The following is a 26502-nucleotide window of genomic DNA, read 5'->3' on the forward strand; positions in this document are numbered from 1 at the left end:
GTGTCCATAATTGAATTTGTGGGCACAACTGCTGTGCGTGTCCATAATTGAATTTGTGGGCACAACTGCTGTGCCAAAATTCGATCATGGATGGGGGCGATTCCTACGTCCAGACGGTGCTGGCTTTACGCTTACGGAGAAAAAGAAGATCGAAAACGCTGTCGGAGCTTTCGTCGCCAGGCGCCGGCCGCCCGTCCACATTCGAAAAGAAGTTGATCTTGATTTTAGAATTGCCGGGCAGAGCATAGAAATTTTTGAGATTCGCCCTGTTTGGCAAGGGCACGGAGAAACGCACGAAATTCCAATCGCGAAAGCGACGTTCGTCAGAACACGGGGCGTTTGGCAGTTGTATTGGCAGCGCAGAGACTTGAAGTGGCACAGTTATGAGCCGTTGCCGTCTGTGCGATCAATTGAAGACGTCATCGCCGAGATTGACGCTGATCCATATGCCTGCTTCTGGGGGTAATTCAGTATCACGTCATTGTGCCTGCCAGGCTGTGTTCGGCCAGAAGCCGTCGTTCGGCAAGAACTAGAATCGCCGGAGTACGGCATTCGCGCTATCTTTTCTTGAGGCTCGGTCTATTCTGCGCTAAATCGCGATAGTTTAGTCTAAGGAGTGCTAGAAATGCAGGGGCTCCCCGGTTCTGTAGACCGAATTCGACCCCGCAAAGAAACCTATGGACTGGTTTAGCCTTTCGCCCCCCCAGGGCTAGACTGCGTTAGACAGCTCGATTTCGCCTTTAGACTGTCTGGACTGCCGCTCGTGATGCCGCATTCTGCATGTGCTCGCTCGTATCCAGTAATCGTTTCCGGGAAACCGCAACCAGACGAAGCGCCAGGCGTTGCGACCCTTTGCATGCCGGTTCGCAAATTGCGACGGCGTCATCTTTGCGCCGTCGTCGGTTACGATCTGATCACCCGCGACTTTGGCAAACTCAATTGTGTTGTAATAGCTGGTTCGCAGAACAGTTCCTTCAGGGAGGAAAACATTTTTCCATTGGAAGCCGCGCATTGCTTGGCCTCGCTCCCGCAACGAGAGGCGTTCCATTTCTACTGCGAGCCAACGATTCACGAGGTCAGTGACAAAGGCGTCCGGTTTGACGCCTGGACGCGTGTCCATCAGGAAGAACTCCAGTTGAAGAAAATCGGTCACGGGTAGGTAGACAGCTTGCTTCGCTTCGTAAGTCATGATTCAGTCCTCTCGAAAATGGTCTAAACGTTGGATCGCGGAACGGAAAAATGGTTCCTTTTAGACTTTGGCTTCGAAAAATTGGATTGAAATGGACTTAGCCCGGAAATCCTTGGGCCGTTTTAGACATCTGGCTCCGACGCTTATCCTGAATTAGACCCGAACGGTTCCGATTAGGCCGAATTGGACTCAGGGCAGTTAAAGGATACCTAAGGTATGTCCTGCCTCGCATTGCGAACGTGCACGAGAAGCGGAGGCGCGGCAACGAAAGCGAAGGCCCGCTAAGGGGCGGAAGCTGCCTCCAGACTGGCAGCCTCCGTCACGTCAAGCCTGAGCTTCTGTTTTTAAAGGTTCGGTGCCAGCCAGCGCTCAAGCTGGTCTTTCGCCACGTCACGCCGCGCAGCCATGTCCAGCAGCTGGTCCTCGTTGATCTTCCCGACGGTGAAGTACTTCGATTCCGGGTGCGCGAAGTAGAAGCCACTCACCGCAGCCCCCGGGAACATCGCAAACGACTCCGTCAGCTCCATCCCGATCTCATTCGCGTTCAGCACGCGGAACACATCCGCTTTCACGGTATGTTCAGGGCAAGCCGGATAGCCGGGTGCGGGGCGAATGCCCTTGTACTCTTCCTTGATCAACTGCTCATTCGACAGCGCTTCCTGGGCGGCATAGCCCCACAGGTCCTTACGTACCCGCTCGTGCAGGTATTCGGCGAAAGCCTCCGCCAAACGGTCAGCCAGCGCCTTCAGCATGATCGAGGAATAGTCGTCATGCGCATCTTCAAAGCGCTTTTCATACTTCTCGATGCCCAGCCCCGCGGTTACCGCAAACATGCCGATGTAATCCTGTTTGCCTGAGTCCTTGGGAGCGATAAAGTCGGAGAGGCACTGGTTCGGACGCTGCACGCCATCGATCACCGGCTTCAGGCCCTGCTGGCGCAGGCCGTAATAAGTGAACGCCACTTCCGAGCGCGACTCGTCGGTGTAGACCTCGATATCGTCGTGGTTGACCGTATTTGCAGGCAGCAGCGCAATCACGCCATTGGCGGTGAGCCAGCGGCCTTCGATAATCTTCTTCAGCAGCGCCTTGCCTTCCTCGAAGACCTTGGAAGCTGCCTCGCCCACCACTTCATCGGTCAGGATGGCTGGAAAGGGGCCGGCCAGGTCCCAGGTCTGGAAGAACGGTCCCCAGTCGATGTACTCGGCGATGGCTGCCAGGTCCACATTCTTGAACACGCGGCGGCCAACGAATTTCGGACGCACCGGTGCAAACTCCAGCTTTGCCTTGTTGGCGCGCGCCGCTTCCAGCGAGACGGTAGGCAGCGCCTTCTTGTTAGCGTGTTGCTCGCGGATACGGGCGTAGTCGTGATCCAGTTCTTGCACGAACTTGCCGCGCTGTTCGTCGGTCAGCAGCGATTGCGCCACCGATACCGAACGCGATGCATCCGGCACGTACACCACCGGACCTTCGTAGTTGTGCGCGATCTTCACCGCGGTGTGGGCGCGGCTGGTGGTGGCGCCGCCGATCAGCAGCGGGATCTTCATCATGCGGAAGTGCTCGTCGCGCTGCATCTCTTTTGCGACGTGCGCCATTTCTTCCAGCGAGGGCGTGATCAGGCCGGACAGGCCGATGATGTCGGCGTTTTCCAGCTTCGCGCGGGCCAGGATCTCGGAGGCCGGCACCATCACGCCCATGTTCACAACTTCAAAGTTATTACACTGCAGTACCACGGACACGATGTTCTTGCCGATGTCGTGCACGTCGCCCTTCACGGTGGCGATTACGATCTTGCCCTTCGGTTTGGCCACGATGCCGGTGCGCGCTTCTTCCGCCTTTTTTTCTTCCTCGATGTAAGGAATCAGGTGGGCCACAGCTTGTTTCATCACGCGCGCCGACTTCACCACCTGCGGCAGGAACATCTTGCCCTGGCCGAACAGGTCGCCGACGATATTCATGCCGTCCATCAGCGGGCCTTCGATCACATTGATCGGACGGCCGCCGCTGTTGAACACCTGCTGGCGCATTTCTTCGGTGTCGTCGGTGATGAACTGGGTGATGCCGTGCACCAGCGCGTGCGCCAGGCGCTTCTCGACCGGTGCATTGCGCCATTCCAGGTTCGCCGCTTCCTGCTTGGCGCCGCCTTTCAGCGTTGCCGCGAACTCGATCATGCGCTCGGTGGCGTCGTCGCGGCGGTTCAGCACCACGTCCTCTACGCGTTCACGCAGCTCGGCCGGCAGGTCGTCGTACACGCCAACCATGCCGGCGTTGACGATACCCATGGTCATGCCGGCCTTGATGGCGTGGTACAGGAACACGGTGTGGATTGCTTCGCGCGCCGGGTCGTTGCCGCGGAAGGAGAACGACACGTTCGACACACCGCCGGAAATCTTTGCATGCGGCAGGTTGTTCTTGATCCAGCGCGTGGCTTCGATGAAGTCGACGGCGTAATTGTTGTGCTCTTCGATACCGGTGGCGATGGCGAAGATGTTCGGGTCGAAGATGATGTCTTCCGGCGGGAAGCCGACTTTCTCGGTCAGCACCTTGTAGGCGCGCTCGCAGATTTCAATCTTGCGCGCGAAAGTGTCGGCCTGGCCGGTTTCATCGAAGGCCATCACGATCACTGCAGCGCCGTAGCGGCGGCACAGCTTTGCCTGGCGGATGAATTCCTCTTCGCCTTCCTTCATGGAGATCGAGTTCACCACGGCCTTGCCCTGCACGCACTTCAGGCCCGCCTCGATGACCGACCACTTGGAGGAATCGATCATGATCGGCACGCGCGAGATGTCCGGCTCGGAAGCGATCAGGTTCAGGAAGCGGGTCATGGCGGCCTGGGAGTCCAGCATCGCCTCGTCCATGTTGATGTCGATCACCTGCGCACCGTTTTCCACCTGCTGGCGGGCGACGGACAGCGCCTCGTCGTACTGCTCGTTCAGGATCATGCGCGCGAAGGCTTTCGAGCCGGTCACGTTGGTACGCTCGCCGACGTTGACGAACAGCGAGTCGTCGTCGATGGTGAACGGCTCCAGGCCGGACAGGCGCTGCGCCACCGGCACATGCGGCAGCTTGCGCGGCGTAGCGGACGACAGCAGCTCGGCGACAGCGGCAATGTGGTCAGGCGTGGTGCCGCAGCAGCCGCCGGCCACGTTGATGAAGCCCGCGTCGGCGAACTCGCGCAGCAGGCGTGAAGTATCGTCCGGCAGCTCGTCGAAGCCGGTGTCGCTCATCGGGTTAGGCAGGCCGGCGTTGGGGTAGATGCAGACGAAGGTGTCGGCGATCTGCGACAGCTCTTCGGCATAAGGACGCATCAGTGTCGCACCGAGCGCGCAGTTCAGGCCAATGGTCAGCGGCCTGGCGTGGCGCACCGAGTTCCAGAAGGCCGGTACGGTCTGCCCGGACAGGATGCGGCCGGAGGCGTCGGTCACGGTGCCCGAGATCATCAGCGGCAGGCGTTCGATTTCAGGGCGCTCGTCGAAATACTGGTCGATTGCGAACAGCGCGGCTTTGCAGTTCAGGGTATCAAAGATGGTCTCGACCAGCAGCACGTCGGAGCCGCCGTCCACCAGGCCGCGCACCTGCTCGTAGTAGGCGGCAACCAGCTGATCGAAGGTGACATTGCGGGCGGCAGGGTCGTTCACGTCCGGCGAAATCGAAGCGGTCTTCGGGGTCGGGCCGAGGGCGCCGCAGACGAAGCGCGGCTTGTCGGCGGTGGAATACTTGGCGGTGGCCGCCTTGGCCAGCCTGGCTGCTTGCACGTTCATTTCATAGGCCAGGTGGGCCATGAAATAGTCGTCCTGCGCGATCGACGTTGCACCGAAGGTATTGGTTTCGATCAGGTCCGCGCCGGCTGCCAGGTAGCGCTCGTGGATCTCCTGGATGACGTGGGGCTGGGTCAGCGTCAGCAGCTCGTTATTGCCTTTGACGAACAGCTCGCGGTGGCCACTACCTTCCGGTGCGGCGAAATCGGCGAAGCGCTCGCCGCGATATGCCTTTTCGTCCAGCTTGTATTGCTGGATGATGGTGCCCATCGCGCCATCCAGGAACATGATGCGCTTCGCAAGGATGTCGCGCAGCTGGGCTTCGGTCTTGGAGGTTGGACGGGTCGTGTTAGTCATTTTGATATCGCGGATTGGGCAACGTGGACCTGAAATTATACGGCAAAGCAGCATTTTCCCCCGGCCACCGCCCCCGCCAGCCGATACAAATTCGGCATTTGCTTATTCGAAATGTCCACTTTGGGGTCAGGAACAACAGTGGACATTTAGCCGGCGGAAACGTCGACTTGCAGCGCTCAGCCAACGGCTTACTTGCACTTGCCGCGCAATTTGGCGATACCGACGAAGGGCAGGCCGAGCACGCCGCTGAGAGGGATGAAGAGTAGGACCGGCGGCTGGCGTTTCAGGCCTTCGGAATGCAGGCAGTCCGGTACTTCGGCCTCCTTGAACGCGAGGTCGAGGCGCCGGGCCTGCTCGCCGCCCGAAAAGTCGGCGGCGCCAGGTTGTGCGCCTGGCCCCGGGACATCCGCCGCCGCTTCGCGTACCGCCTGCTGTACTGCCGGATCGTCAAAGCGCGCCAGCGACACCGCAGGTTTTGCTAAGCAGGGCAGGCAAGCAAGCAAGTCAGCAAAAGAATGCGGCGCATAGGACCTTAGTGGATTGCATTTCTGGTAATTCTAGCGCGACTTGTGCTGGATTCGCACAAATCATGTGTTGCCAGACTGCTACCAATGCTCGGACGCCCGGCCTAAGATGGCTCCATCAACCAACCACTTTGAAGGAGCCTCAAAATGCCTATCCTGAACATCACCGTCAGCGGCACCCCGGAACAAGTGCCAGCCAAAAAAGTCACCAGCATCCTGATGAAGCACACCGGCGAAATCCTGCACAAGGCGCCGGCCCTTACCGCCATCGCCGTGCATTACACGCCGCGCGAGCAGTGGTTTGTCGGCGGCGAGTCGCTGGCGGATCTGGGCAAGGCGAGCTTCTTCTTCGACATCAAGGTGACCGACGAGACCAACACCGCCAACGAAAAGTCAGCTTATATCGCGGCGGTTTATAAGGACTTGCAGGAGCTGCTCGGCGAGCTGCACGAAGTGAGTTACATCCACATCGACGATGCGCGTCCGGCAGCTTGGGGCTGGGGCGGTCTTACGCAGCAATTCCGCGCGGTTCAGAAGATGTTGATGTAAACGCTGGCCGCGTAGTCGACAAAGGCGCGCACCTTGGGCGACAGGTGGCGGTTCTGAGGATAGAGGGCGTACAGCTCGCGCGGTTTGGGCGTGTAGCCGGGCAGGACTTCCACCAGGGCGCCGCTCTCCAGTTCTCCGCGCACGATGAAGGCGGCGGCGTTGGCAATGCCGACTCCCGCCACTGCCGCAGCTTTCAGGGCGACGTTGGTGTTGGCTTGCAGCGAACCGCGCACGGCGACTGAATGTTCCGAGCCGTCAGTGCCGGCCAGCGTCCATTCATTGGCGCGTGCCGCGGCCGTATAGACCAGGCAGTTGTGCTGCGCCAGGTCATCCGGCACGGCCGGTGCGCCGTGCGTGTGCAGGTAGTCGGGACTGGCCACCAGCAGCACCTTGCTGGTGGCGAGCCGGCGTGCGACCAGCGTTGAATCGGGCAGCTCGCGCGCCAGGCGCAGGGCGACATCAACGCCGTCCTCGATCAAATCCACCATGCGGTCGTTGCAGACCAGGTCGACTTGCAGTCCTGGATGGCGCGACATGAATCCCGGCAGCCATTGCGCCACCTCGATAGTGCCGAACGCCATCGGCGCGTTGATGCGCAGGGTGCCGGTCGGCTCTGCCTGGTGGCGGCCGACGTTGCGGTCGGCGTCGTCCAGCAGGTCCAGTACTTCGCGGATGGATTCGATGTAATCGCGGCCGGCATCGGTCAGTGCGAAGCGGCGCGTGGTGCGGTTCAGGAGCTGGGCGCCGAGGTGTTCCTCGAGCTGGCGCACCTGGCGCGAAACAATGGTGTGGGAAATGCCGAGGGCATCGGCGGCAGCGGTGAAGCTGCCCAGTTCAACTACGCGGCGGAGCGCGCGCAGCGCCGCGAGTTGGTCCATTTACTGGAAACGCTGCCCGTCAAGCGGGAAGCCTTTGATGAATTCAGCGGCAGGCAGGCGTTTGCCGCCAGGTTTCTGCAACTGCGTCAGGCGCAGCGCACCTTCGCCGCAAGCGACGATGATGCCGTGCTGCGCGTCGGCGGCAATCACCTGGCCAGGGGCTGCGCTGCTGCCTTCTTCCAGCACTTCAGCGCCCCACAGTTTGATGACCGTGCCATCCACCTCGCCATGGGCGCCGGGGAACGGATTGAAGGCGCGGATCTTGCGGCTGATCTCGCGCGCAGGCTGGGTGAAGTCCAGCGCCGCTTCTTCTTTCAGGATCTTGTTGGCGTAGGTGACGCCTTGCTCCGGCTGCGGCACGGCTTCGACCACGCCGTTTTCCATCTTGCGCAGCACTTTGACCATCATCTGGGCGCCCATGGCGGCCAGCTTGTCGTGCAGGGTGGCAGTGGTGTCCTGCGGCGTGATCGGCGTGCGTTCGATCAGCAGCATCGGGCCGGTGTCCAGGCCTTCTTCCATTTCCATGATGGTGACGCCGGTCTCCGCATCGCCCGATTCGATCGCGCGGTGGATCGGGGCGGCGCCACGCCAGCGCGGCAGCAGGGAGCCGTGGATATTCAGGCAAGGCTTGATGTCGAGGGTGGCGCGCGGCAGGATCAGGCCGTAGGCGGCCACCACCATCACGTCGTAATCGGTGGCCAGCAGGCGTTCGTGGGCGGCTTTTGCTTCCGCCGCGCGCTGCGGGTCCTTGGCGTCCAGGCGTAAAGAAAGCGGCTGCAGCACTTCGATGCCGTGCTTGACGGCGTACTGCTTGACCGCCGACGGCTGCAACTGCATGCCGCGGCCGGCCGGGCGGTCGGGCTGGGTCAGCACCAGGGGAATCTCGAAACCTGCTTCGTGCAGGGCCTGGAGGGCAACGGCCGCAAATTCAGGCGTGCCCGCGAAGATCACTTTCATGCTTCCCCCGTTGGTATCAGTAACGGCGACCTGCGGCGCGCAGCGCTTCTTCGCGCTGGACGCCACGTTCTTCTTTTTGCAGTTTGGTCTTGATACGATTGCGTTTCAAGGGGGACAGGTATTCAACGAATACTTTGCCTTTCAGGTGGTCCATTTCGTGCTGGATGCAAACCGCCAGGAGGCCGTCGGCATCGACCTCGAACGGTTCGCCCTTGACGTTGTATGCGCGCACCTTGACTGCGGACGGGCGCTCGACGCCGTCGTAGATGCCCGGCACGGAGAGGCAGCCCTCGTCATAGACCTGCTTTTCTTCGCTCGACCACAGGATTTCCGGGTTGATGAAGGCGGTCAGGCCGGTTTTGTCTTCGGTTACGTCAATGATGACAACTTGCTCATGCACATCCACCTGGGTGGCGGCCAGCCCGATGCCGGGTGCGTCGTACATGGTTTCTGCCATGTCTTCCACCAATTTGGCCAGGCGCTCGTCGAACACGGCGACGGGTTGCGCAACTTTGTGCAGGCGAGGGTCTGGGTAGCGGAGAATATTCAGTTTCACAGGAGAATCTTATTTAAACGATAATGATTGTGCGGTAAACGGCGCATATAATGCGTGCACGATTGCTTCTGTGACACGAATTCCTTGCTTGATCCGGGTAATATGGGCAGAATTTGATTTCAGTGAGGCAAGCCTTTGTGGCCTTCCGTCATTGCCGCACCTAACGGATATACCAATGAAAAATTTTAGCACAAGCAGCAGCCGCCTGTTGGCCGCAGCCCTGTTTTGCGGTGTGACGGCCGTTCCGGCCCACGCCAAGACCATCGTCTGTGAATTCAAGCCGAACGCACCGGATAGCCATACCGTTGTAAAGGGCGATACCCTGTGGGGTATCTCCGGAACCTTCCTCGACAAGCCTTGGTGCTGGCCGCAGGTTTGGGGAATGAATAAAGAAGAAATCGCCAATCCGCACTGGATCTATCCAGGGCAGATTGTCTGGTTCGACCGTGAGGCCGGCCGCCTGCGCCTTGGTACCAAGGTTGGCGGCGACGGCACCACCGGCGACATGCGCCTTGGTCCGCAATTGCGGACCGAAGGCCTGGGCAAGGACGCCGTCCAGTCGATCCCGTCCGGCGTAATCGAGCCGTTCCTGACGCAACCCCTGATCATCGAAGAAGATGAACTCAAAAATGCACCGCGCATCATTGCGACGCGCGGCGCCCGCGTGTTCATCGGCAAGGACGACAAAGCCTATGTCCGCGGCGACCTGAAAGGCAGCACCTCGTTCCAGGTGTTCCGTCCAGGCAAACCGCTGAAAGATCCGGTGACCAAGAAGGTCGTGGCGCTGGAAGCGTTCTACCTCGGCACCCTGAAGCTGGAAGCCGTCGCGGAAGCAGGCAGCGACGTGCATACCTTCATCGTCGCCAGCGCCAAGGAAGAAATGGGCAAGGGCGACTTGCTGATGGCAATGCCGCCGATGCCGATGCAGAACTATGTGCCGCATCCGCCGGATGTTGAAGTCAATGCCAACGTGCTGGCTGTGTACGGCGGTGTCACGCACGCCGGCCAGAACCAGGTTGTCAGCATTAATCGCGGAAAGCTTGACGGACTCGATGTCGGCTCCGTGCTGCAGCTATACCATAAGGGTGAAGTGGTGAGCGATCCGGGCGCATCGAAAGGCGCGCTCAATCTGCGCAACCCGACGGTCAAGCTGCCGGATGAACGAGTGGGCAGCTTGTTTATCTTCCGTGTGTTCAAGCATGTCTCGTACGGCTTGATCATGCAGGTGACTGAACCAATCGTTGTGGGGGATGTCGCCAAGACAGCGGAGTAAATCCCATGGCCGTGCAAGTCACGGACTCCCCAAACCCCGCCCGCCAGGACTTCGAGCGCCTGGCGATGTGGCTGCGCCTGGCGAATTCGCCGGGCGTCGGCCGCCACGGAGCCTTCAAGCTGCTCCAGCATTACCACTCTCCCGAAGCAGTCTTCACCGCCGCCAATGCCCGCCTCGCTGCGCCACCCGCGCAGGATGATGCCGCGCCGCTGCCTTTGCGCATGCTGTCGCACGCCGATGCCGGCATCGCGCGTCCGGAGCAGCGGCGAGCCAGGACCGGCGATGGCGAAGATGAAATCTCGCTGCAAGCCGCACACTGCCTCGCCGGCCCCATGCCGCCGCGGATACACGCGATGGCGCATGCCACCCTGGAATGGGCTGCGCAGGACGGCAATCACCTGGTCTTGTTTGGCGACCGGGAATATCCGCCAACCTTGCAGCACATCGCCGATCCGCCGCTGCTTTTATATGCGAAAGGCGAGCTGGCCCTGCTCCAGCGCGAGGCTGTGGCGGTAGTGGGCGCTCGCAACGCTACCACCCAGGGCAAGTCCAATGCGCGCCAGTTCGCGCAGGTGCTGAGCGAGGCCGGCATGCCGGTCGTGTCCGGCCTGGCGCTCGGCATCGACGCCGCCGCGCATGAAGGCGGCCTGGAAGGCACGGGCGGCACCGTGGCCGTCATCGGCACCGGCATCGACCGCATTTATCCGCGCCGCAACGCCGCCCTGGCGCGCCGCATCGCGGAGGAGGGCTGCCTGGTCAGCGAATTTGTGCTGGGCACAGCGGCGCATCCGGAACATTTCCCGATCCGCAACCGCATCATTGCCGGCATGACCCGCGCCACGCTGGTGATCGAAGCGGCCGCGCGTTCCGGCTCGCTGATTACCGCGCACGCGGCAATTACAGCCGGCCGCGAAGTCTTCGTGCTGCCCGGTTCCGTGCTGTCGCCGCAATCGGTCGGCTGCCATGCACTAATAAGAGAGGGCGCGCGCCTGGTCGCAACGCCGGACCACTTGCTGGAAGACCTTGGCCTGGCGCCGCGTGACGCCGCGCCGGTGCAAATGGAGCAGGCCGCCGGCTGGCTGCTGGCCGCCCTCGGCCATGATCCGGTCGGCGCCGATGAGCTTGCAACAAGGTTGCAACTTGCGCCAAGTGACATGCAGGCAAGCTTGCTTGCCCTGGAGCTTGCGGGTGTGGTGGAAAGGCTGCCGGGCGGCGCTTTCCAGCGCCTGAAAGGCCCTTGAGCCGCCGTTATGCTTGTGCCCGCCTCACAGATCCTGCTAAAGTAGCGCCATGTTTGACATCCTGGTTTACCTGTACGAGACCTATTACCGCCCTGATGCCTGCCCTGAACCCGCGGCATTGGCAAAGAAACTCTCCGCAGTCGGTTTTGACGATGTAGAGATTTCCGAGGCGCTGGTCTGGCTGAATGACCTCGCCGCCATGGCTGGCGTCGAGCAGTCGCTGACGGCCGCATCTTCTGGCACGCGCTTTTACGTGCGCCAGGAGCTGGACGTACTGGGCGCCGCAGCCGTCGGTTTTATCCAGTTTCTGGAAAGCGCCGGCCTGCTGTCCCCGTTGCAACGTGAAATCGTCATCGAACGCGCCCTGGCGCTGGACGAGGCGCCGGTGTCGCTGGGCAAGCTGAAGATCATTGTGCTGATGCTGCTGTGGAGCCAGGGCAAGGAACCGGACGCCCTGATGTTCGACGACCTGTTTGGCGCCGAAGAAGACCAGGCGCCACGTCTGTTGCACTGAGCACACTCTTGCCAGCGTTGCCCTACGCCGGCCAATTCCGTAATAATATTCGCAGCGTAGTGATGCTTTGGATGCATCACTTGGCATCGCTTACTTTCTAATGTTGTATGATGCGCGCTGCCGCATCCACCGACGAGAACTATAAATATGAGTAAAGCCCTCATCATCGCTGAGAAACCTTCTGTCGCGAACGACATCGCGAAAGCCCTTGGCGGCTTCAGCAAGCACGATGAGTATTTCGAATCCGACGACTACGTGCTGTCTTCCGCAGTGGGTCACCTGCTGGAAATCGCCGTGCCGGAAGAACACGACGTCAAGCGCGGCAAATGGACCTTCACCCATTTGCCGATGATCCCGCCGTACTTTGCGCTGAACCCGATCGCCAAGACGGAATCGCGCCTCAAGGTGCTGAACAAGCTGATCAAGCGCAAGGACGTCACCACCCTGATTAACGCATGCGACGCGGGCCGCGAAGGTGAGCTGATCTTCCGCCTGATTGCGCAGAATGCGAAAGCCAAGCAACCGGTCAAGCGCCTGTGGCTGCAGTCGATGACGCCGAACGCGATCCGCGACGGCTTCACCCACCTGCGCAGCGACGATGAAATGCTGCCGCTGGCCGATGCCGCGCGCTGCCGCTCGGAAGCGGACTGGCTGATCGGCATCAACGGCACCCGCGCCATGACCGCCTTCAACTCGAAAGAGGGCGGCTTCTACCTGACCACCGTAGGCCGCGTGCAGACGCCGACCCTGTCGATCGTGGTCGAGCGCGAAGAGAAGATCAAGAGTTTCGTCTCGCGCGACTACTGGGAAGTGCGCGCCGAGTTCGTGTGCGCCGCCGGCATCTATGAAGGGCGCTGGCTGGACACCAGCTTCAAGAAGGACGAAAACGATCCGGAGAAGCGTGCCGAACGCCTGTGGAGCAAGACCGCCGCCGATACGATCGCGCTGGCGTGCAAGGGCAAGCAAGGCAATGTGAGCGAGGAGTCGAAGCCGACCACCTCGATGTCGCCTGGCCTGTTCGACCTGACCTCGCTGCAGCGTGAAGCCAACTCGCGCTTCGGCTTCTCGGCCAAGAATACCCTGGGCCTGGCGCAGGCGTTGTACGAGAAGCACAAGGTGCTGACTTACCCTCGTACCGATTCGCGCCACCTGCCGGAAGATTACCTGCCAACCGTCAAGGACACGCTGGAAGTCCTGAAGGAAAGCAACAACTACAACCAGTTCGCCAAGCAGATCCTGGACAAGGGCTGGGTCAAGCCGAACAAGCGCATCTTCGACAACACGAAGATCAGCGACCACTTCGCGATCATCCCGACCGGCATCGTGCCGAAGAACCTGAGCGAGCCGGAACAGAAACTGTACGACCTGGTCACCCGCCGCTTCATGGCGGTGTTCTTCCCCGCCGCGGAATTCCTGGTCACCACCCGCTTCACCGAAGTAGCCGGCCACCAGTTCAAGACCGAAGGCAAGGTGATGACCAACCCGGGCTGGCTGGCGATCTACGGCAAGGATGCTGCCGGCGACGATGAGAAGGAAGGCGGAGGCGGCAACCTGGTGCCGGTGGCGAAGGGCGAGAAAGTCCTGACCGAGAAAGTCATGGCGAACGGCCTGGTCACCAAACCGCCAGCACGCTATACCGAAGCGACGCTGCTGTCGGCAATGGAAGGCGCCGGCAAGCTGGTCGACTCCGACGAGCTGCGCGATGCCATGGCCGGCAAGGGCCTGGGGACTCCGGCTACCCGCGCGGCCATCATCGAGGGCCTGCTGGGCGAGAAATACCTGCTGCGAGAAGGCCGCGAGATGATGCCGACCGCGAAAGCGTTCCAGCTCATGACGCTGCTGCGCGGCCTGGGCGTGAGCGAACTGACCGCGCCGGAACTGACCGGCGAGTGGGAATACAAGCTGTCGCAGATGGAGAAGGGCAAGATCTCGCGTGAAGAATTCATGCGCGAAATCGCCCAGATGACCCAGATCATCGTCAAGCGCGCCAAGGAATACGACAACGACACCATTCCGGGCGATTACGCGACGCTGCAGACGCCGTGCCCGAACTGCGCTGGCGTGGTCAAGGAAAACTACCGCCGCTTCGCCTGCACCAAGTGCGAATTCTCGATGACCAAGGTGCCTGGCGGCCGCCAGTTCGAAATCGAGGAAGTGGAACAACTGCTGCGCGACCGTACCATCGGCCCGCTGCAAGGCTTCCGCTCCAAGATGGGCCGTCCGTTCGCAGCCATCCTGCGCATCGTGAAGGATGAAGAGATCAAGAACTTCAAGCTGGAGTTCGACTTCGGCCAGAACGATGAGGAAGGCGAAGACGGCGAAGGCGTCGACTTCACCGGCCAGACGTCGCTCGGCCCTTGCCCGAAATGCGCCGGCGGCGTGTACGAGATGGGCCTGGCGTATACCTGCGAAAACCAGGTGGCCAAGCCAAAGACTTGCGACTTCCGTTCCAGCCGCATCATCCTGCAACAGGAGATCCTGCCGGAGCAGATGGCCAAGCTGCTCAACGAAGGCAAGACTGACCTGCTGCCGGGCTTCATCTCGCAGCGTACCCGTCGGCCGTTCAAGGCCTTCCTGGTACGCGGCAAAGACGGCAAGATCAGCTTTGAGTTCGAAGAGCGCAAGGCCAAGCCGGGCGCCGCCAAGAAATCGGCGGCGAAAGGCGACGGCGCGGAAGGCGCGTCCGAGGCAGCACCGGCAGCCAAACCGGCAGCCAAGCCAGCCGCCAAGAAAGCAGCCGCGAAAAAGGCACCAGCCAAAAAAGCTGCAGCCAAAAAGCCGGCAGCGAAAAAGGCAGCCGCCAAGAAAACCGCGGCAGCGGAATAAACCAACGGGACCCGCGCGGTCCCGTTTTACTTTGTTCGAATACATGAAGAAATCCCGCTGGGCGGCGATTGCTGCCACTATGGTTGTAGCCGGTGCATCGCAGGCCGCCGTCGAGCGTATCGAGATCACGGAGCGCGTGCCGTTCGCGCCGGGCGTCAAGTTCGGCGAGGCCGGCGAGTATGAAAAGCTGCGCGGCATCGCTTACTTCTCGCTCAATCCCAAGGCCACCGCGAACCTGCCCATCGTCGACCTGAAGCGCGCCCCGCGCGACAAGCGCGGCATGGTGCGCTTTTCCAGCGAGTTCGTGCTGCTGCGGCCTGTGAGCGGCAAGACCGGTACGCTGGTGTATGACGTGAACAACCGCGGCAGCATCGTGGTGCTGGGCCAGCTCAATGGCAGGGCCCCAAAGAACAACGACCCGACGACTGCGGAAGATGCCGGCGACGGCTTCATGATGCGGCACGGCTTCAGCATGCTGTTCTCGGCCTGGACCTGGGACGTGGCGCCATCGCCCGCCGGCGTGCGGCCGCTGGTCTTCAAGGCGCCCGTGGTGAAAGGCCCGCGCGGCATGTCGGCCAATGAGTTCATCGTCGACGCGACTGCAGAAGTGGCAAGCTACGCCGGCCTGCGCGGCATCGGCTACGAGCCTGCCACACCGAACGACCCGGAAGCCGTGCTGACGGAGCGCACGCGCCAGGGCGAGATCCGCCGTCCCATCGAGCGTAGCCGCTGGGAATTCGTGGCGCCGGAACAGCCGGGCGGTCCGGGCCGCATCAAGCTGCAAGGCGGTTTCCAGCCCGGCACGATTTACGAGGTGCGCTATGAGGCGAAAGACCCGCGCGTGACCGGCGCCGGCCTGGCCGGTATCCGTGACTTGCTGGCGTACTTCCGCGAGAACCAGGTCGAAGGCGCTTCGCTGCCCAAGACGGTGCTGATGTTCGGCTATAGCCAGTCGGCACGCCTGATCGGCCGCATGCTGCATGACGGCCTGAATCTGGATGAGCAAGGCCGCATGGTATTCGACGGCGCCTTGCTCGAGGTGCCGGGTGCCGGCGGGTCGGGCGGCTTCAACAGCCGCTTCGTGCAGGTCACGCGCCATCCGTCGATGCTGGAAGAACATGACTACCCGAGCGACGCCTTCCCGTTCACCAGCACGCCGACGCGCGATCCGGTCACCGGCCGCGTGGCTTCCACGCTGGACCACGCGAAGGACAAGCATGGACGGGTACCGAAGCTCCTGATCGCCAATACCTCGGCAGAATACTGGAATCGTGGCGCATCGCTGCTGACCACCGCACCCGATGGCGTGGGAGACGCCGCCCCGGCTGCCAACGTGCGTGTGTATGGCCTGATGGGCGCCCAGCACTACGTGGGCCGTTCGCACACCCGCGCGCCGTTCACCGCCTGCGTTTCCACCACCAACTACTACCTGTCGTTGCGCGCCCTGATGCTGGCGCTGGACGGCTGGACCAGCAAAGGCACGCCGCCGCCCGCCAGCGCCTATCCGCGCCTGGAAGACGGCACCCTGGTTTCGGTGGAGTCGTACCGCAAAGCCTTCCCCGCAGTGCCGGGCCTGACCCCGCCGGAGCAGAACCTGCACGAGCCGCGCCTTGACCATGGAGCGCGCTTCCTGTCGCAAGGCATTGCCGACCTTGTGCCGGCCGCGCAGAAGATGGCGTTTGAGACCCGCGTCCCGGCGCCTGATGCCGACGGCAACGACCGCGGCGGCGTACGATTGGTGGAGCTGCAGGCGCCGCTCGGCACCCACACCGGTTGGAACCTGCGCGCACCGGAGACCGGCTTCGCCTGGGCAACCTCGCGCTACGACGGCAGCTTTGTCCCGTTCGCCCGTACCGAAGCAGAGCGCAAGGCAGCCAACGATCCGCGCCCAAGCCTGCAGGCGCGCTACGCCAACCGCGACGCCTTCATCGCCGCGACCCGCGCCGCCGCCGCGCGCCAGGTTGCCGCGCGCCTGCTGCTGCAGGAAGATGTCGAGCGCAGCGTCACCGAACGAGCCGGCCTGTACGACCGCATCATGGCCCGCGACCCGGCCGACCAAAGCTGCAACTACCTGTATCCGAACCAATGAAGAAGCTGAAGCTCCCCAATACCTTCGTCCTGCTGTTCATGATCCTGGCGCTGATCGCGCTGGCGACCTGGCTGGTCCCGGGCGGCAAGTACGAGACCCACCTGGTCAACGGCAAGCAACTGGTCGACCCGGACACCTTCCATTACATTGAAAGCAAGCCGCAGGGCCTGGCCGCGCTGCTGATGGCGCCGATCAAGGGCTTTGCGGAGGCTGGGCTGATCATCGGTTTCGTTATGCTGACCGGCGGCGCGTTCAACGTGCTGCACAAGACGCAGGCCATCGATGCCATGATCAAGTCCATCGCCAAGGCGCACTCGCGTTCGAGCCTGGTGCGCGTGGCGCTGATCCCGGTGTTCGTCACGCTGTTCTCGATCGGTGGCGCCACCTTCGGCATGAATGAAGAAGCGATTCCCTTTATCCTGATCTTCGTGCCGCTGGCGCTGGCGTTAGGGTATGACACCATCACCGGCGTATCGATTCCCTTCCTGGGCTCGCAGGTCGGCTTCTGTGCCGCTTTCCTGAATCCTTTCAATGTCGGCATTGCGCAAGGCATTGCCGGCGTGCCGCTGTTTTCCGGCATCGGCTATCGCGTGATCGTCTGGTTCATTGCCACCGCCGTCACGATTGTTTTCCTGATGTGGTACGCCGCGCGCATCAAGCGCCACCCTGAAAAGAGCCCGACCTACCTGCTCGACATCGAAAAGCGCGCCGAAGGCGTGGTCGATTTCGGCGGCTTTGAAGGCATGACTGCGCGCCATCGCCTGGTGCTGTGGGTGTTTGCCGCGTCGCTGGGCGGCATGGTATTCGGCGTGGTGCAATTCGGCTGGTTCATTGAGGAGATCGGTGCGCTGTTCCTGGCCATGACCATCGTGGTGGCGATGATCGGCCGCCTTGATTCCGACGAGGCGGTAGCCGCCTTCGTACAGGGCGCGAAGGACCTGGTCGGCACCGGCCTGGTCATCGCACTGGCCCGCGGCACGATGGTGCTGGCGCGCGACGCGCATATCATCGACACCATGCTGCACGGCCTGATGCCGCTGGTGGCATCGTCTTCGCCGATTTTCTCGGCGCAGAAGATGTTCCTGATCCAGTCGGTGATCAACTTCTTCATCCACTCCGGCAGCGGCCAGGCTGCGCTGACCATGCCGATCATGGCGCCACTGGCCGACCTGGTCGGGGTATCGCGCCAGACGGCGATCCTCGCCTTTCAGTTCGGCGAATTCACCACGCCGATGATTCCGACGTCGGGCATCACGGTGGGCGTGCTGGCGCTGGCACGCGTTCCGTGGCTGACCTGGGCGCGCTGGATGGTGCCGCTGCAGCTGATTTACCTGGTCCTGGCGCTGGTGTTGCTGGTGCCGCCTTGCCTCATGAACTGGTAGGATGGCTGTCATGGAAACCATCAATCACCCACTCGGCGCGCCCTATGGCACGGCGCAATACGAACTGACCAGTTACCACTTCGGTAAGCCGGGCGGCCCCAAGGCGTATATCCAGGCGGCGCTGCATGCCGATGAAGTTCCGGCGATGCTGGTGGCGCAGGAGCTGCGCAAGCGCCTGCAGGCGCTGGACGCGGCCGGCAAGGTGACGGGGGAGGTGATCCTGGTACCGGCAGCCAATCCGATCGGGCTGGCGCAAGTCATCAACGAACGTCCATTCGGGCGCTTTGACCTGAGCAACGGCATCAATTTCAACCGCGGTTACCCGCATTATTGCGAACAGCTGAAAGCGCGGCTCGAAGGCCAGCTGGGCGCCGACGCCGACGCCAACGTGCGTACCATTCGCCGCCACCTGCGCGAACTGGTCGGGCAGTGGCAGCCCACTTCGGACGCCACTACGCTCAAGAAGTCGCTGCTGGCAATGGCGATCGACGCCGACATCGTGCTCGACATGCATTGCGAGAACGAGGGCGAGCTGCACCTGTATGTCGGCACCTCGCTGTGCGAGATCGCACAGCCGCTGGCCAACCTGATGGGCGCCTGCGCTGTGCTGCACACGACGGGCGCCGGCGGCGAGCCATTCGATGAAGCCTGCAGCCGCCTGTGGTGGGACCTGGCTGCCCACTTTGGGCCGGATTACCCGATTCCATCCGCTTGCATGGCGGCGACGGTTGAACTGCGCGGCGAAGTATCGGTCAGCTACGAGCTGGCGGCACGCGATGCGGAAGCCATTGTCGGCTATCTCCACGTGCGCGGGATCGTCGATGCTGGCGATGTCAAAGTGCCGGAGCAGGGATGCGCGCCGACGCCGCTTGAAGGGACGCAGCGCCTGGACGCGCCGCACGCCGGCATGCTGGTCTACCTGAAGGAAGTGGGCGATACGGTGAGCCCCGGCGACGTGATCGCCGACCTGATCGATCCTGTCAGCGGCAAGACCACGCAATTGAAGTCGGAAGTCGACGGCGTGCTGTTCACGCGCTTGGCGCACCGCTACATTATCCGCGGCATGAACGTGGCCAAGATTGCCGGCAACAAGCCGTTCCGCAGCGGCAGCCTGCTGAGCCTTTAAGGGGCTTCGACAATCACGTTTTCGCGTGCCGCCGTCGTGGATGCAATGATCTTCCACGGTCCGCCCGGCGTCTGGCGCCAGATCGTGATCTCGGCAGCCTTGAGCGGCTTGCCCGTGGCGCGGGCGAGGAATTCGCCGCAGGCGATTTCGTACTGAATGCGGCCATCTTCCAGCAGCAGGCGGCTGGCGGTTACCGGACCGCTTGCTTCGCGCCACCAGTCTTCCTGGTAGCTGCCATCCGCGCCTGCTTCGTGCAACGCATCTTCACTGTCAAAGCGCATGAAGCCCGCATCCAGTTCGGGACTGACGAAAGGGTAGGCGATTTCGGGGCGCCACTCGCAGCGCTCGCCCTCCACCACGGTAGTGCCGGCAAAGCCGGTCATGGCCTTGCGGTCGACCGGTATGCGCAGGTCGATATGGAAGTCGGCGGCCTGGAACCACCAGACCGGCGTCACCAGGTCGCTGCTGCCATTGGCGCGCCAGATGCCCTTGCGCCGCCACAGCCCTTCGTATGCCTGCGGCACGCTCATTTCAGGTCTTCGGTTTCGAAGTAGATGGTGCCGCCCAGCGCTGCCATATTGGCTTTCAGCGCCTGTGCCAGGGCGTCATTGCCGGCCGCCTTCATGCCCCATTTGCGCACCTGGACCGATGCGGTCGGCGCACCGGGCGCGGCAGTGTATGACACGATGTGGTCGAAGTCCGGGCGGCTGTCGATTTCCTTGACCAGGAAGCGCTGGGCCCCGCTTCCGATTTGCATGTAACGCGACATGCTGGCGTTACCCGGCTTGTCGTCCAGCTGGCGGAACACCAGCACCTTGTCGATTACTACCTTGGCAGCCTTGTACTGGGTGCTGCCGCCGCGTTCGAAGTGGCCCTGCACCAAGTCGGCCTTGAATTCCTTGCGGGGGGTTTTGGCGTCCGGGGCCAGGGTGCTTAGCTCGAATTTTTCCGGATCGATGGTCCACAGTGCGTCCTTGCCGTCGAGGCGCTGGCGCAAGGCGGCATCGGTAGCCGGGTCGGCGATGTGGACCTGGAGGATAAGCTGGTAGTCGTGCGGCGCGTGGAACATCGGCAGGTGGGAGGCGTACAAGCCTTCCCGCCCGCCGAACAGCGCCATGCCGTGGGTACCGTAGGTCTTGTCCGCAGCGTGCAAGGGCAGCAGCGGCAGGGTGCAAGTTGCCAGGATGGCGCCGGCAAGCGCGCGTCGGATCGGGTTCATCCAGCCATTTTAACCCTTCAGCTCAGCCGGCACTTTGCCGCCGTTTTCCTCCAGCTTGTGCATCACTTGTTTGTGCAGCCAGATGTTCATGGCCGCCGAATCGCCGGTATCGCCGGTGTAGTGCAGTTCCTGCGCCAGTTCCTTGCGCGCCTGCAGGCTGGAGTCGATGTCCAGCAGCTTAAGCAGGTCGACGATCGAGGTGCGCCAGTTCAGCGGCTGGCCTGCCTGGGCGGCTTTCGCATTGAGGATTGCTTCGACGTCGACCGGTTCCGCAGCGGCTGGCGCTGGAGCAGGCTGGGTCGGGATGGGAGCCGGCGTTGCGGCAGGTCCGCTTGGCGCGGTAGAGGGCGCACCAGAGGCCGATGTTGGGGCGGCCTCTTGATGCGACGACGGGAAAATCTTGTGGAAAATCTTGCTTAGGATGCCCATGTTCGCCTCGCTTTCGGTTGGGTGAAAGCTTAACAAGCATGGGCGGGATACAAAGTGCGTTGCCTAACCTTTAGCGCGAGGTGATCTCGACATTCCCCAGGTTGTCGTCCGGCTTGCGGTCGATCAATTTATTGTCCGGATCTATGCCTGCCTTGGCCGGGCGGCCGTTGACGATCACTTTGAAGCTCGACTCATTGCGGTCGACCAGCTTGCGTTCACGCAGCAGGGCATTGCCATCCTTGTCGTCGATGCCGATCTCGATCAGGTCATGCAGCGGGATTTCCTTTTCCGAACCCAGTTCATCGGAGCGTAGCTTGGCGGCGTGCACGGTCAGCGTCACGTCGTACTTGCCGTCGGCGCGTTTCTCGGCGGTGGCGGCAACCAGGCGGTTATCGAACAGCACGATGGAATTGAACAGGTCATCCACCAGGTAGGCCTGCTCCGGCGGAACGATGCGGCGCAAACCGTCCACCAGCACCGACACGCTCGGATACGGATCGCCATGGTAGGAGTATTTGCGCAGCAGTTCCGCCAGCAATTCGTTGACCTTGGCCTCGCCCACGATGTCGGCCAGCAGGTACATCGCCAGGCTGCCCTTGTGGTAATGGATGTAGTCCTGGTCTTCGTTATCAGCCAGCGGCAGCTCCTTCTTGTTTTCCGTGGCGCGGCCGAACAGGTATTTGTTCAGGTCATAGCGCAGGAAGCGGCGCATGCGCTGCGGACCGAAGCTCTTCTTCATCACCATCAGTGCGGAGTATTCGGCCAGGGTTTCGCTCAACACCGTGGCGCCGCGCGTGTTGCCGCCTATGAGCTGGTGCGCCCACCACTGGTGCGCTACTTCGTGTGCTGTGACGTAGGTCGGGTAGTCGATGTCTTTGGGGTTCTTGTCGTCCACCCGGGCGATAAAGCCGACCGCCTCCGAATACGGGATAGTGTTGGGGAACGATTGCGCGTAGCGCTCGTAGCGCGGGAATTCCACGATGCGCACGATCTTGTGCTGGTAAGGGCTGAAATTGCGCGTGTAGTAGTCGAGCGAATCCTTGACGCCTTTGACCATCCGGTCCAGGTTGTATTCGTGGCCCGGCTGGTAGTAGATCTCGATGCCAACGTCCTGCCACCAGTCGTGCTTGACCGCGTAACGCGCCGACTGGAAGGCATAGAAGTTCAGGATCGGCTGCTCCATCTTGTAGTGGAAGTAGCGGCGGCCGTTCTTGCGCCATTCCTTCACCAGGGAGCCCGGCGCCACGGCGGTCTGGTCGCCGGAAGTACCCAGTGTCGCCTCGAAGCCGACCCAATCGGCGTCCGCGCCGATGTAATTGGTGGCCAGGCCTTTCGGGTCGTCGCGCGGCAGCTTGCGTTCCTGCGCCGGCAAGCCGTGCTTCTTGCGATCGCGCGGGTCGGTCAGTTCGGCATGGCGCTGGTAGCCGATATGCGGCAGCACCGTGTTGTTGAAGAAGGTGCCGTTGTTCATCACCGGCGTGGTCTTGCCGAGGTTGAAGATGCCCTTCGGTTCGTAGCTCAAGTCGAAATCCAGCGTGATCTTCTCGCCTGGCTGCAGCGGCTTTTCCAGGCGATAGCTGTAGAAGCCCAGCTCCGTGTCGTTCAGCACGCGGAAAGCCTTGCGGCCGAACTGCAAGGGTTGCAGGTCGGCGTCGGTGTCCTGCTGCACGTAGATAGTGTTGATAGGCAGCTGGGTCTTGTTCTCGAGCTGGTACCAGCCTTTGACTTTCAGCGTGCGCTGTTCGGGATACATGTCCAGGCCGAGGCGCACGTCGGTAATGCGCGGCTGCGCCGCTTCCAGCACCTGCTTGTATTTGCGTTCATAGTCGGCGCGCAGCGAGTCGCGCCCAAACTGGGTCTTGAAGTTGCTGACGCACAGGTTGTAGGTCAGCACACCGCCAGCACCAAGGAACAGCGCCAGACCAAAGCCGAAGGCACCCAGCACCGGCAGCGTCAAGCCGTGGCGCGCCAGGCTGGCGCGCTGGCGCCATTCTTCGTTGGTACCGCGCGGCCAGAACACCACGGTCAGCACCATCAGCATGACGGCGGCGCCGGCCCAGTACAGCTCGAACCAGCGTTCGCGTGCCATGAAGTGGCCGAAGCCGTTCATGTCGGAGTAGGGCAGGGCCGGGGTTACGCCGTACATCAGCAGTGGATGGTCCAGGCCCAGGGTGGCGAAGGCAATGGTCGCCACGTAGTAGACGATCATGACGAAGTAAGCCACGTATTTGTGGTTCACCAGTACCTGGGTGGTAATCGCCAGCACGGCGATCAGGGCGCAGGCAGGGAGCTGCACGGTGAACAGCCATTCGAAGTACAGGCCGGGCTGCAGGTTGAAATAGCCCCGGAACAGCTGGATCGACATGCCGACCAGCATGACGATGAACAGCAGCAGCGCCTGCACACCGATCAGGCCAAACAGCTTGGACAGGATAGGCAGCCAGCTTGGCACCGGCATCGCGTCAAGCATCTGCGACATGCGGTGTTCGCGTTCGCGCCACACCATCTCGCCGGCGTAGAAGGTGGTCACCACCAGCATGAACAGCGAGAAGGTGTTGGTCACCATCTCCAGCACCAGGTAGGTGACCGGGTAGGTGCCGGTGCCGTACATCGAACCCATGTCCAGCGAACCGGCGTACATGGTCAGCACGCCGGCCAGCACGATGACGAAGAAGTAAATGTTCTTGGTTGTTTCGCGCAGGTTCAGGTAGCTGAAGCGCAGCAGCAGCAAGCCAAGGCTGCGCGCCTTGAAATCCGGCTTCTCGCTGGTCGAGGCGGCGGCCTGGGTCAGGTTGGCCGGCAGGTCGCTGTCGGTTCGCGCTGCGGCGCCGCTGTCCACGGTGCTGACGAAGTGGAAGCGCCAGTAGCCAAGCAGCAGTGCCACCAGGGCGAATGAAGACCAGATTGCGCGGTTCAGCAGGAACACGCCTTCCGGCAGGACCAGGCGCACATTGCGTTCGGCGATCGGCCAGTACTCGGTAAGGCGGATCACGGCGGTGGTGCCGAACGGGTCGATCAGCGCGGCCAGCGTCTTGTAGTCCAGGTCGCGCGCCAGGCCCGGCGCCACGATGTAGCCGACCAGCATGACCACGCTGGACACGTAGACCGGCAGCATGCGGCGTGTCAGTGCCGCCAGCACGAAGAAGATGGCGCCGAAGATGAACAGGTTGGGCAGCAGCGACAGCGCGTAGGGCAGCAGGTAATGCAGCAGGTTGAACGGGCCGAGGCGCTCGGGATCGATGCCCGGCACCTGCGTACCGAGCCAGACGCCCAGCGGAATCGAGGCAAACACCACGCACAGCACCAACCAGGCACCAAGGAAGCGGCCCAGCATGTACTGGAATTTGCGGATCGGGGCGGAGAAGAAGAAGTGGTGCGTCTCGTACTCGAAGTCCTGCTGCACCGAGCGCCCCATCATGGCGGCGACGATGATCACGCCCATGCAGCCCAGGAAGGAGGAGGTCAGCATGATCGAGCGCGGCGCGTTGATGAACACGCGGCCGCCAAAGCTGACGATGGCTTCCTTGAACACGCCGCCGGCAGCGGCCATCCACAGGACGGCCAGCAGCAGGAACATGCCGAAGTAGACCCAGGTCGAGAACAGCTTCAGGCGCTGCTTCGCTTCAAAGAGGGCGATGGCGAACATGGCGGCCCCGGTCAGTCGCAGGCTTTGCTGACGTCGTGGCGGCCGAGGATGGTCGCGAAGTACAGGTCTTCCAGGTCGCCCAGAGCTTCCTCGAAGCCGTCGCCCGGATCGTCGTCGTTGTAGACGTGGATCAGGGTGCGGCCGGACATCAGGCGGGTTGAGATCACGGAATGGCGCTGCTGGAAATAGGCCAGCTCCTTCTTGTCGATAAAGCGCGCCCAGATCTTGCAGCTGACATCATCGATCAGCTGCTGGGTGGCGCCGGCCACCATCAGCTTGCCCTTGTTGATAATTGCCATGTTTGCGCACAGGTCGGCCACGTCGGACACGATGTGGGTCGACAGGATCACGGTGCGCTCTTCGCCGATATCGGACAGCAGGTTGTGGAAGCGCACGCGTTCCTGCGGGTCCAGGCCGGCGGTCGGCTCGTCGACGATGATCAGTTTCGGGTCGCCCAACAGGGCTTGCGCGATGCCGAAGCGCTGGCGCATGCCGCCCGAGAAGCCGCCCAGGCGCTGGTTGCGCACTTCGAACAGGTTGGTTTGCTGCAGCAGGCCATCGACCACTTCGCGGCGGCGGGTACGGTTCGACAGGCCTTTCAGGATCGCGAAGTGATCCAGCATTTCATAGGCGGTGACCTTGGGGTAGACGCCAAAGTCCTGCGGCAGGTAGCCGAGCAGGCGGCGGATTTCGTCCTTTTCATCCAGCACATCGAGGTCGCCAAAAAACACCGAGCCGGAATCGCATTCCTGCAGGGTGGCCAGGGTACGCATCAGGGTCGATTTGCCGGCGCCGTTCGGGCCCAGCAAGCCGAACATGCCGGAGGGGATGGTCAGCGTCACATTGTCGAGCGCGACGACCCCATTGGCATAGGTCTTTGATAAATTCTTGATGCGCAATTGCATGGTGGCTCCGCTAACCCCTTTTCACATGATGGCATTGTATTGAATGCGCGACATATCGGTTGCCCGTATGCGATAGCCCGCACATTCAGCGCCCCAGGATGCACTTTCCGGGGAACGGAAAGTGCGCTTCCGGCGTTGGTTTAGCACTAAAGTTTCAAGGGTAACAAGGTTGATACCCCCGCGCAAGGAACAAATCTGGACAAAAGTGCTATATAGTTCCTTGACATGCAAGTACACCATTCAAAACTTGACGCAGCCATACAGGAAAAGATCCTGGCCGTGACCCGTTGCGGGCTGACGGCCAGCGAGTCCACGGGATTTTTCCGCACCGCGATCGGCTTGTATTACCTGGCCAGCCTGATGACCAAGGAGCAGCTGGATTTCAAGGCGCTGGACAAGGCCTTCAACCGCTTCGTCTACCGCTCGCTTGGCGGAGGGCATAGCATGACCAGCATCCTGCAGTTCATGAGCGGCGCGAAGGTGGTGGAAGTGCTGGAGTCGCCGCGCTTCATGCGCGCAATGGCCGATTACCTGCCGGAGGTGCCGGTCGATTCGATCCCGTTCCTGCTTGGCCTGAACCTGGGCGTGGCAAAAGACATCTCGAAGATCGACGCACGCGGCCCGGTGGCAGACTGGCTGGAAAAACAACGTATTCTTCGCGAGGGCTCGTAATGGGCGGGCCGGTAAACCCCATGCGCATTTTGATCACGGGGGCGACGACGTGGCATGACGACGAAGCGATCAGGCGCGAACTGAGTAAGCTGGGCCGGGCCGGCACGGTGGTCACCGGCGATACGCCAGGTATCGACGCACTGGCCATTTCGGTAGCCCGCGAGTTGGGCTTTGAGGTCGTTCCGATGAAAAAGAACAGGGCCGATTACAGGGCCTTTCCAGGCGAGGGCTGGAAAGGCCTGAATGTCCGGATGCTGGAGACGGGAGTCGACCTTGTCCTGGCTTTTCACGCGGACTTCGATACGCCAGGCTGCGCGCGCGGCACCCGCCACGCGGTCGAGCTGGCGCAGAGCGCCGGAATCGAAGTGCGCGTGTGCCGCAGTTGAGGACGTCCTATAATGTGGCTTTCCGAATA

At 61.9% G+C, this 26502-nt stretch carries 22 protein-coding genes; 11 read left to right on the top strand and 11 right to left on the bottom strand.

Features of this window, described 5'->3' with window-relative positions; genetic code table 11:
* Positions 1 to 70 precede the first annotated feature (70 nt).
* Positions 71 to 466, top strand: coding sequence for a DUF3024 domain-containing protein (locus tag ASE26_RS17220; RefSeq protein ID WP_082507238.1), 396 nt, complete (start codon positions 71 to 73; stop codon positions 464 to 466).
* 243 nt (positions 467 to 709) lie between these two features.
* Here the strand turns inward: ASE26_RS17220 and ASE26_RS17225 are convergent, their stop codons facing one another.
* The 3 genes from ASE26_RS17225 to ASE26_RS17235 form a co-directional block, all read right to left on the bottom strand.
* Positions 710 to 1189 (bottom strand): hypothetical protein, encoded by a 480-nt coding sequence (locus ASE26_RS17225; RefSeq protein ID WP_055928674.1) that lies wholly within the window; start codon positions 1187 to 1189, stop codon positions 710 to 712.
* 344 nt (positions 1190 to 1533) lie between these two features.
* Positions 1534 to 5301 carry a methionine synthase gene (gene metH, locus ASE26_RS17230; protein WP_055928679.1) on the bottom strand — a complete coding sequence of 1256 codons (3768 nt, stop codon included), beginning with the start codon at positions 5299 to 5301 and terminating at the stop codon, positions 1534 to 1536.
* Between the two features lie 188 nt (positions 5302 to 5489).
* Entirely contained in the window at positions 5490 to 5804 is a 315-nt protein-coding gene (locus ASE26_RS17235) for a hypothetical protein (protein WP_156397945.1), read from the bottom strand.
* A 168-nt stretch (positions 5805 to 5972) separates the two neighbouring features.
* Between ASE26_RS17235 and ASE26_RS17240 the strand changes: the two genes are divergently transcribed.
* Positions 5973 to 6374, top strand: coding sequence for a hypothetical protein (locus tag ASE26_RS17240; protein ID WP_055928684.1), 402 nt, complete (start codon positions 5973 to 5975; stop codon positions 6372 to 6374).
* Here the strand turns inward: ASE26_RS17240 and ASE26_RS17245 are convergent.
* From ASE26_RS17245 to def, 3 genes are read right to left on the bottom strand one after another with little or no spacing between them, the layout of a single operon-like run.
* Positions 6356 to 7252 (bottom strand): LysR family transcriptional regulator, encoded by an 897-nt coding sequence (locus ASE26_RS17245; protein ID WP_055928686.1) that lies wholly within the window; start codon positions 7250 to 7252, stop codon positions 6356 to 6358. The genes ASE26_RS17240 and ASE26_RS17245 overlap by 19 nt on opposite strands.
* Positions 7253 to 8209 (bottom strand): methionyl-tRNA formyltransferase, encoded by a 957-nt coding sequence (fmt, locus tag ASE26_RS17250; RefSeq protein ID WP_055928815.1) that lies wholly within the window; start codon positions 8207 to 8209, stop codon positions 7253 to 7255. It lies immediately after the preceding gene.
* A 16-nt stretch (positions 8210 to 8225) separates the two neighbouring features.
* A complete protein-coding gene (gene def / locus ASE26_RS17255; RefSeq protein ID WP_055928689.1) occupies positions 8226 to 8765 on the bottom strand; it encodes a peptide deformylase in 540 nt (179 codons plus the stop codon).
* Between the two features lie 175 nt (positions 8766 to 8940).
* Here def and ASE26_RS17260 point away from each other — a divergent pair, with 175 nt between their 5' ends.
* The 7 genes from ASE26_RS17260 (at position 8941) to ASE26_RS17290 (ending at position 19216) form a co-directional block, all read left to right on the top strand.
* On the top strand, positions 8941 to 10038 hold the full coding sequence (locus tag ASE26_RS17260; RefSeq protein ID WP_055928692.1) for a LysM peptidoglycan-binding domain-containing protein: 1098 nt from the start codon (positions 8941 to 8943) through the stop codon (positions 10036 to 10038).
* A gap of 5 nt (positions 10039 to 10043) precedes the next feature.
* Positions 10044 to 11279 (top strand): DNA-processing protein DprA, encoded by a 1236-nt coding sequence (gene dprA / locus ASE26_RS17265; RefSeq protein WP_055928695.1) that lies wholly within the window; start codon positions 10044 to 10046, stop codon positions 11277 to 11279.
* Between the two features lie 49 nt (positions 11280 to 11328).
* Entirely contained in the window at positions 11329 to 11793 is a 465-nt protein-coding gene (locus ASE26_RS17270; protein WP_055928698.1) for a DUF494 family protein, read from the top strand.
* A 147-nt stretch (positions 11794 to 11940) separates the two neighbouring features.
* Entirely contained in the window at positions 11941 to 14619 is a 2679-nt protein-coding gene (locus tag ASE26_RS17275) for a DNA topoisomerase III (protein WP_055928701.1), read from the top strand.
* Positions 14620 to 14662: 43 nt separating this feature from the next.
* Positions 14663 to 16708, top strand: a complete 2046-nt coding sequence (locus tag ASE26_RS17280) for an alpha/beta hydrolase domain-containing protein (protein WP_156397946.1) — start codon at positions 14663 to 14665, stop codon at positions 16706 to 16708.
* Positions 16705 to 18090, top strand: a complete 1386-nt coding sequence (locus tag ASE26_RS17285) for a YfcC family protein (RefSeq protein WP_055928707.1) — start codon at positions 16705 to 16707, stop codon at positions 18088 to 18090. The genes ASE26_RS17280 and ASE26_RS17285 overlap by 4 nt, the downstream gene beginning before the upstream one ends.
* Before the next feature lie 10 nt (positions 18091 to 18100).
* Positions 18101 to 19216: a succinylglutamate desuccinylase/aspartoacylase family protein gene (locus tag ASE26_RS17290; protein ID WP_055928818.1), complete on the top strand. Its 1116-nt coding sequence runs from the start codon at positions 18101 to 18103 to the stop codon at positions 19214 to 19216.
* Here ASE26_RS17290 and ASE26_RS17295 read toward each other — a convergent pair.
* The 5 genes from ASE26_RS17295 to ASE26_RS17315 all read right to left on the bottom strand — a co-directional run bounded on the left by ASE26_RS17295 (position 19213) and on the right by ASE26_RS17315 (position 25415).
* Positions 19213 to 19746 (bottom strand): hypothetical protein, encoded by a 534-nt coding sequence (locus ASE26_RS17295; protein WP_055928708.1) that lies wholly within the window; start codon positions 19744 to 19746, stop codon positions 19213 to 19215. The genes ASE26_RS17290 and ASE26_RS17295 overlap by 4 nt on opposite strands.
* Positions 19743 to 20435, bottom strand: a complete 693-nt coding sequence (locus ASE26_RS17300; RefSeq protein ID WP_229208171.1) for a hypothetical protein — start codon at positions 20433 to 20435, stop codon at positions 19743 to 19745. Before ASE26_RS17300 ends, ASE26_RS17295 begins: the two co-directional genes overlap by 4 nt.
* A gap of 9 nt (positions 20436 to 20444) precedes the next feature.
* The gene (locus ASE26_RS17305; protein ID WP_055928711.1) at positions 20445 to 20864 is read right to left on the bottom strand and encodes a DUF3597 domain-containing protein; all 420 of its coding nucleotides are present in this window, start codon (positions 20862 to 20864) and stop codon (positions 20445 to 20447) included.
* A gap of 70 nt (positions 20865 to 20934) precedes the next feature.
* On the bottom strand, positions 20935 to 24510 hold the full coding sequence (locus ASE26_RS17310) for a M1 family aminopeptidase (RefSeq protein WP_055928713.1): 3576 nt from the start codon (positions 24508 to 24510) through the stop codon (positions 20935 to 20937).
* Between the two features lie 11 nt (positions 24511 to 24521).
* The gene (locus tag ASE26_RS17315) at positions 24522 to 25415 is read right to left on the bottom strand and encodes an ABC transporter ATP-binding protein (protein WP_055928716.1); all 894 of its coding nucleotides are present in this window, start codon (positions 25413 to 25415) and stop codon (positions 24522 to 24524) included.
* Positions 25416 to 25640: 225 nt separating this feature from the next.
* Between ASE26_RS17315 and ASE26_RS17320 the strand changes: the two genes are divergently transcribed.
* Together ASE26_RS17320 and ASE26_RS17325 are read left to right on the top strand one after the other, a co-directional pair.
* Positions 25641 to 26087: a hypothetical protein gene (locus tag ASE26_RS17320; protein ID WP_055928719.1), complete on the top strand. Its 447-nt coding sequence runs from the start codon at positions 25641 to 25643 to the stop codon at positions 26085 to 26087.
* 20 nt (positions 26088 to 26107) lie between these two features.
* On the top strand, positions 26108 to 26473 hold the full coding sequence (locus tag ASE26_RS17325; protein WP_055928822.1) for an SLOG family protein: 366 nt from the start codon (positions 26108 to 26110) through the stop codon (positions 26471 to 26473).
* The last annotated feature ends 29 nt before the right edge of the window (positions 26474 to 26502 follow it).

It is taken from the genome of Duganella sp. Root198D2, assembly GCF_001428585.1.
GTDB lineage: Bacteria > Pseudomonadota > Gammaproteobacteria > Burkholderiales > Burkholderiaceae_D > Rugamonas.

What these genes read in the sequence shown, in the direction of transcription:
- ASE26_RS17280 (WP_156397946.1), top strand. Translation starts at nt 14,663, where the DNA reads ATGAAGAAATCCCGCTGGGCGGCGATTGCTGCCACTATGGTTGTAGCC.
- ASE26_RS17315 (WP_055928716.1), bottom strand. Translation starts at nt 25,415, where the DNA reads ATGCAATTGCGCATCAAGAATTTATCAAAGACCTATGCCAATGGGGTC.
- ASE26_RS17285 (WP_055928707.1), top strand. Translation starts at nt 16,705, where the DNA reads ATGAAGAAGCTGAAGCTCCCCAATACCTTCGTCCTGCTGTTCATGATC.
- metH (WP_055928679.1), bottom strand. Translation starts at nt 5,301, where the DNA reads ATGACTAACACGACCCGTCCAACCTCCAAGACCGAAGCCCAGCTGCGC.
- fmt (WP_055928815.1), bottom strand. Translation starts at nt 8,209, where the DNA reads ATGAAAGTGATCTTCGCGGGCACGCCTGAATTTGCGGCCGTTGCCCTC.
- ASE26_RS17305 (WP_055928711.1), bottom strand. Translation starts at nt 20,864, where the DNA reads ATGGGCATCCTAAGCAAGATTTTCCACAAGATTTTCCCGTCGTCGCAT.
- ASE26_RS17275 (WP_055928701.1), top strand. Translation starts at nt 11,941, where the DNA reads ATGAGTAAAGCCCTCATCATCGCTGAGAAACCTTCTGTCGCGAACGAC.
- ASE26_RS17295 (WP_055928708.1), bottom strand. Translation starts at nt 19,746, where the DNA reads ATGAGCGTGCCGCAGGCATACGAAGGGCTGTGGCGGCGCAAGGGCATC.
- ASE26_RS17225 (WP_055928674.1), bottom strand. Translation starts at nt 1,189, where the DNA reads ATGACTTACGAAGCGAAGCAAGCTGTCTACCTACCCGTGACCGATTTT.
- ASE26_RS17325 (WP_055928822.1), top strand. Translation starts at nt 26,108, where the DNA reads ATGCGCATTTTGATCACGGGGGCGACGACGTGGCATGACGACGAAGCG.
- dprA (WP_055928695.1), top strand. Translation starts at nt 10,044, where the DNA reads ATGGCCGTGCAAGTCACGGACTCCCCAAACCCCGCCCGCCAGGACTTC.
- ASE26_RS17270 (WP_055928698.1), top strand. Translation starts at nt 11,329, where the DNA reads ATGTTTGACATCCTGGTTTACCTGTACGAGACCTATTACCGCCCTGAT.
- ASE26_RS17310 (WP_055928713.1), bottom strand. Translation starts at nt 24,510, where the DNA reads ATGTTCGCCATCGCCCTCTTTGAAGCGAAGCAGCGCCTGAAGCTGTTC.
- ASE26_RS17320 (WP_055928719.1), top strand. Translation starts at nt 25,641, where the DNA reads ATGCAAGTACACCATTCAAAACTTGACGCAGCCATACAGGAAAAGATC.
- ASE26_RS17260 (WP_055928692.1), top strand. Translation starts at nt 8,941, where the DNA reads ATGAAAAATTTTAGCACAAGCAGCAGCCGCCTGTTGGCCGCAGCCCTG.
- ASE26_RS17245 (WP_055928686.1), bottom strand. Translation starts at nt 7,252, where the DNA reads ATGGACCAACTCGCGGCGCTGCGCGCGCTCCGCCGCGTAGTTGAACTG.
- ASE26_RS17300 (WP_229208171.1), bottom strand. Translation starts at nt 20,435, where the DNA reads ATGAACCCGATCCGACGCGCGCTTGCCGGCGCCATCCTGGCAACTTGC.
- ASE26_RS17290 (WP_055928818.1), top strand. Translation starts at nt 18,101, where the DNA reads ATGGAAACCATCAATCACCCACTCGGCGCGCCCTATGGCACGGCGCAA.
- ASE26_RS17240 (WP_055928684.1), top strand. Translation starts at nt 5,973, where the DNA reads ATGCCTATCCTGAACATCACCGTCAGCGGCACCCCGGAACAAGTGCCA.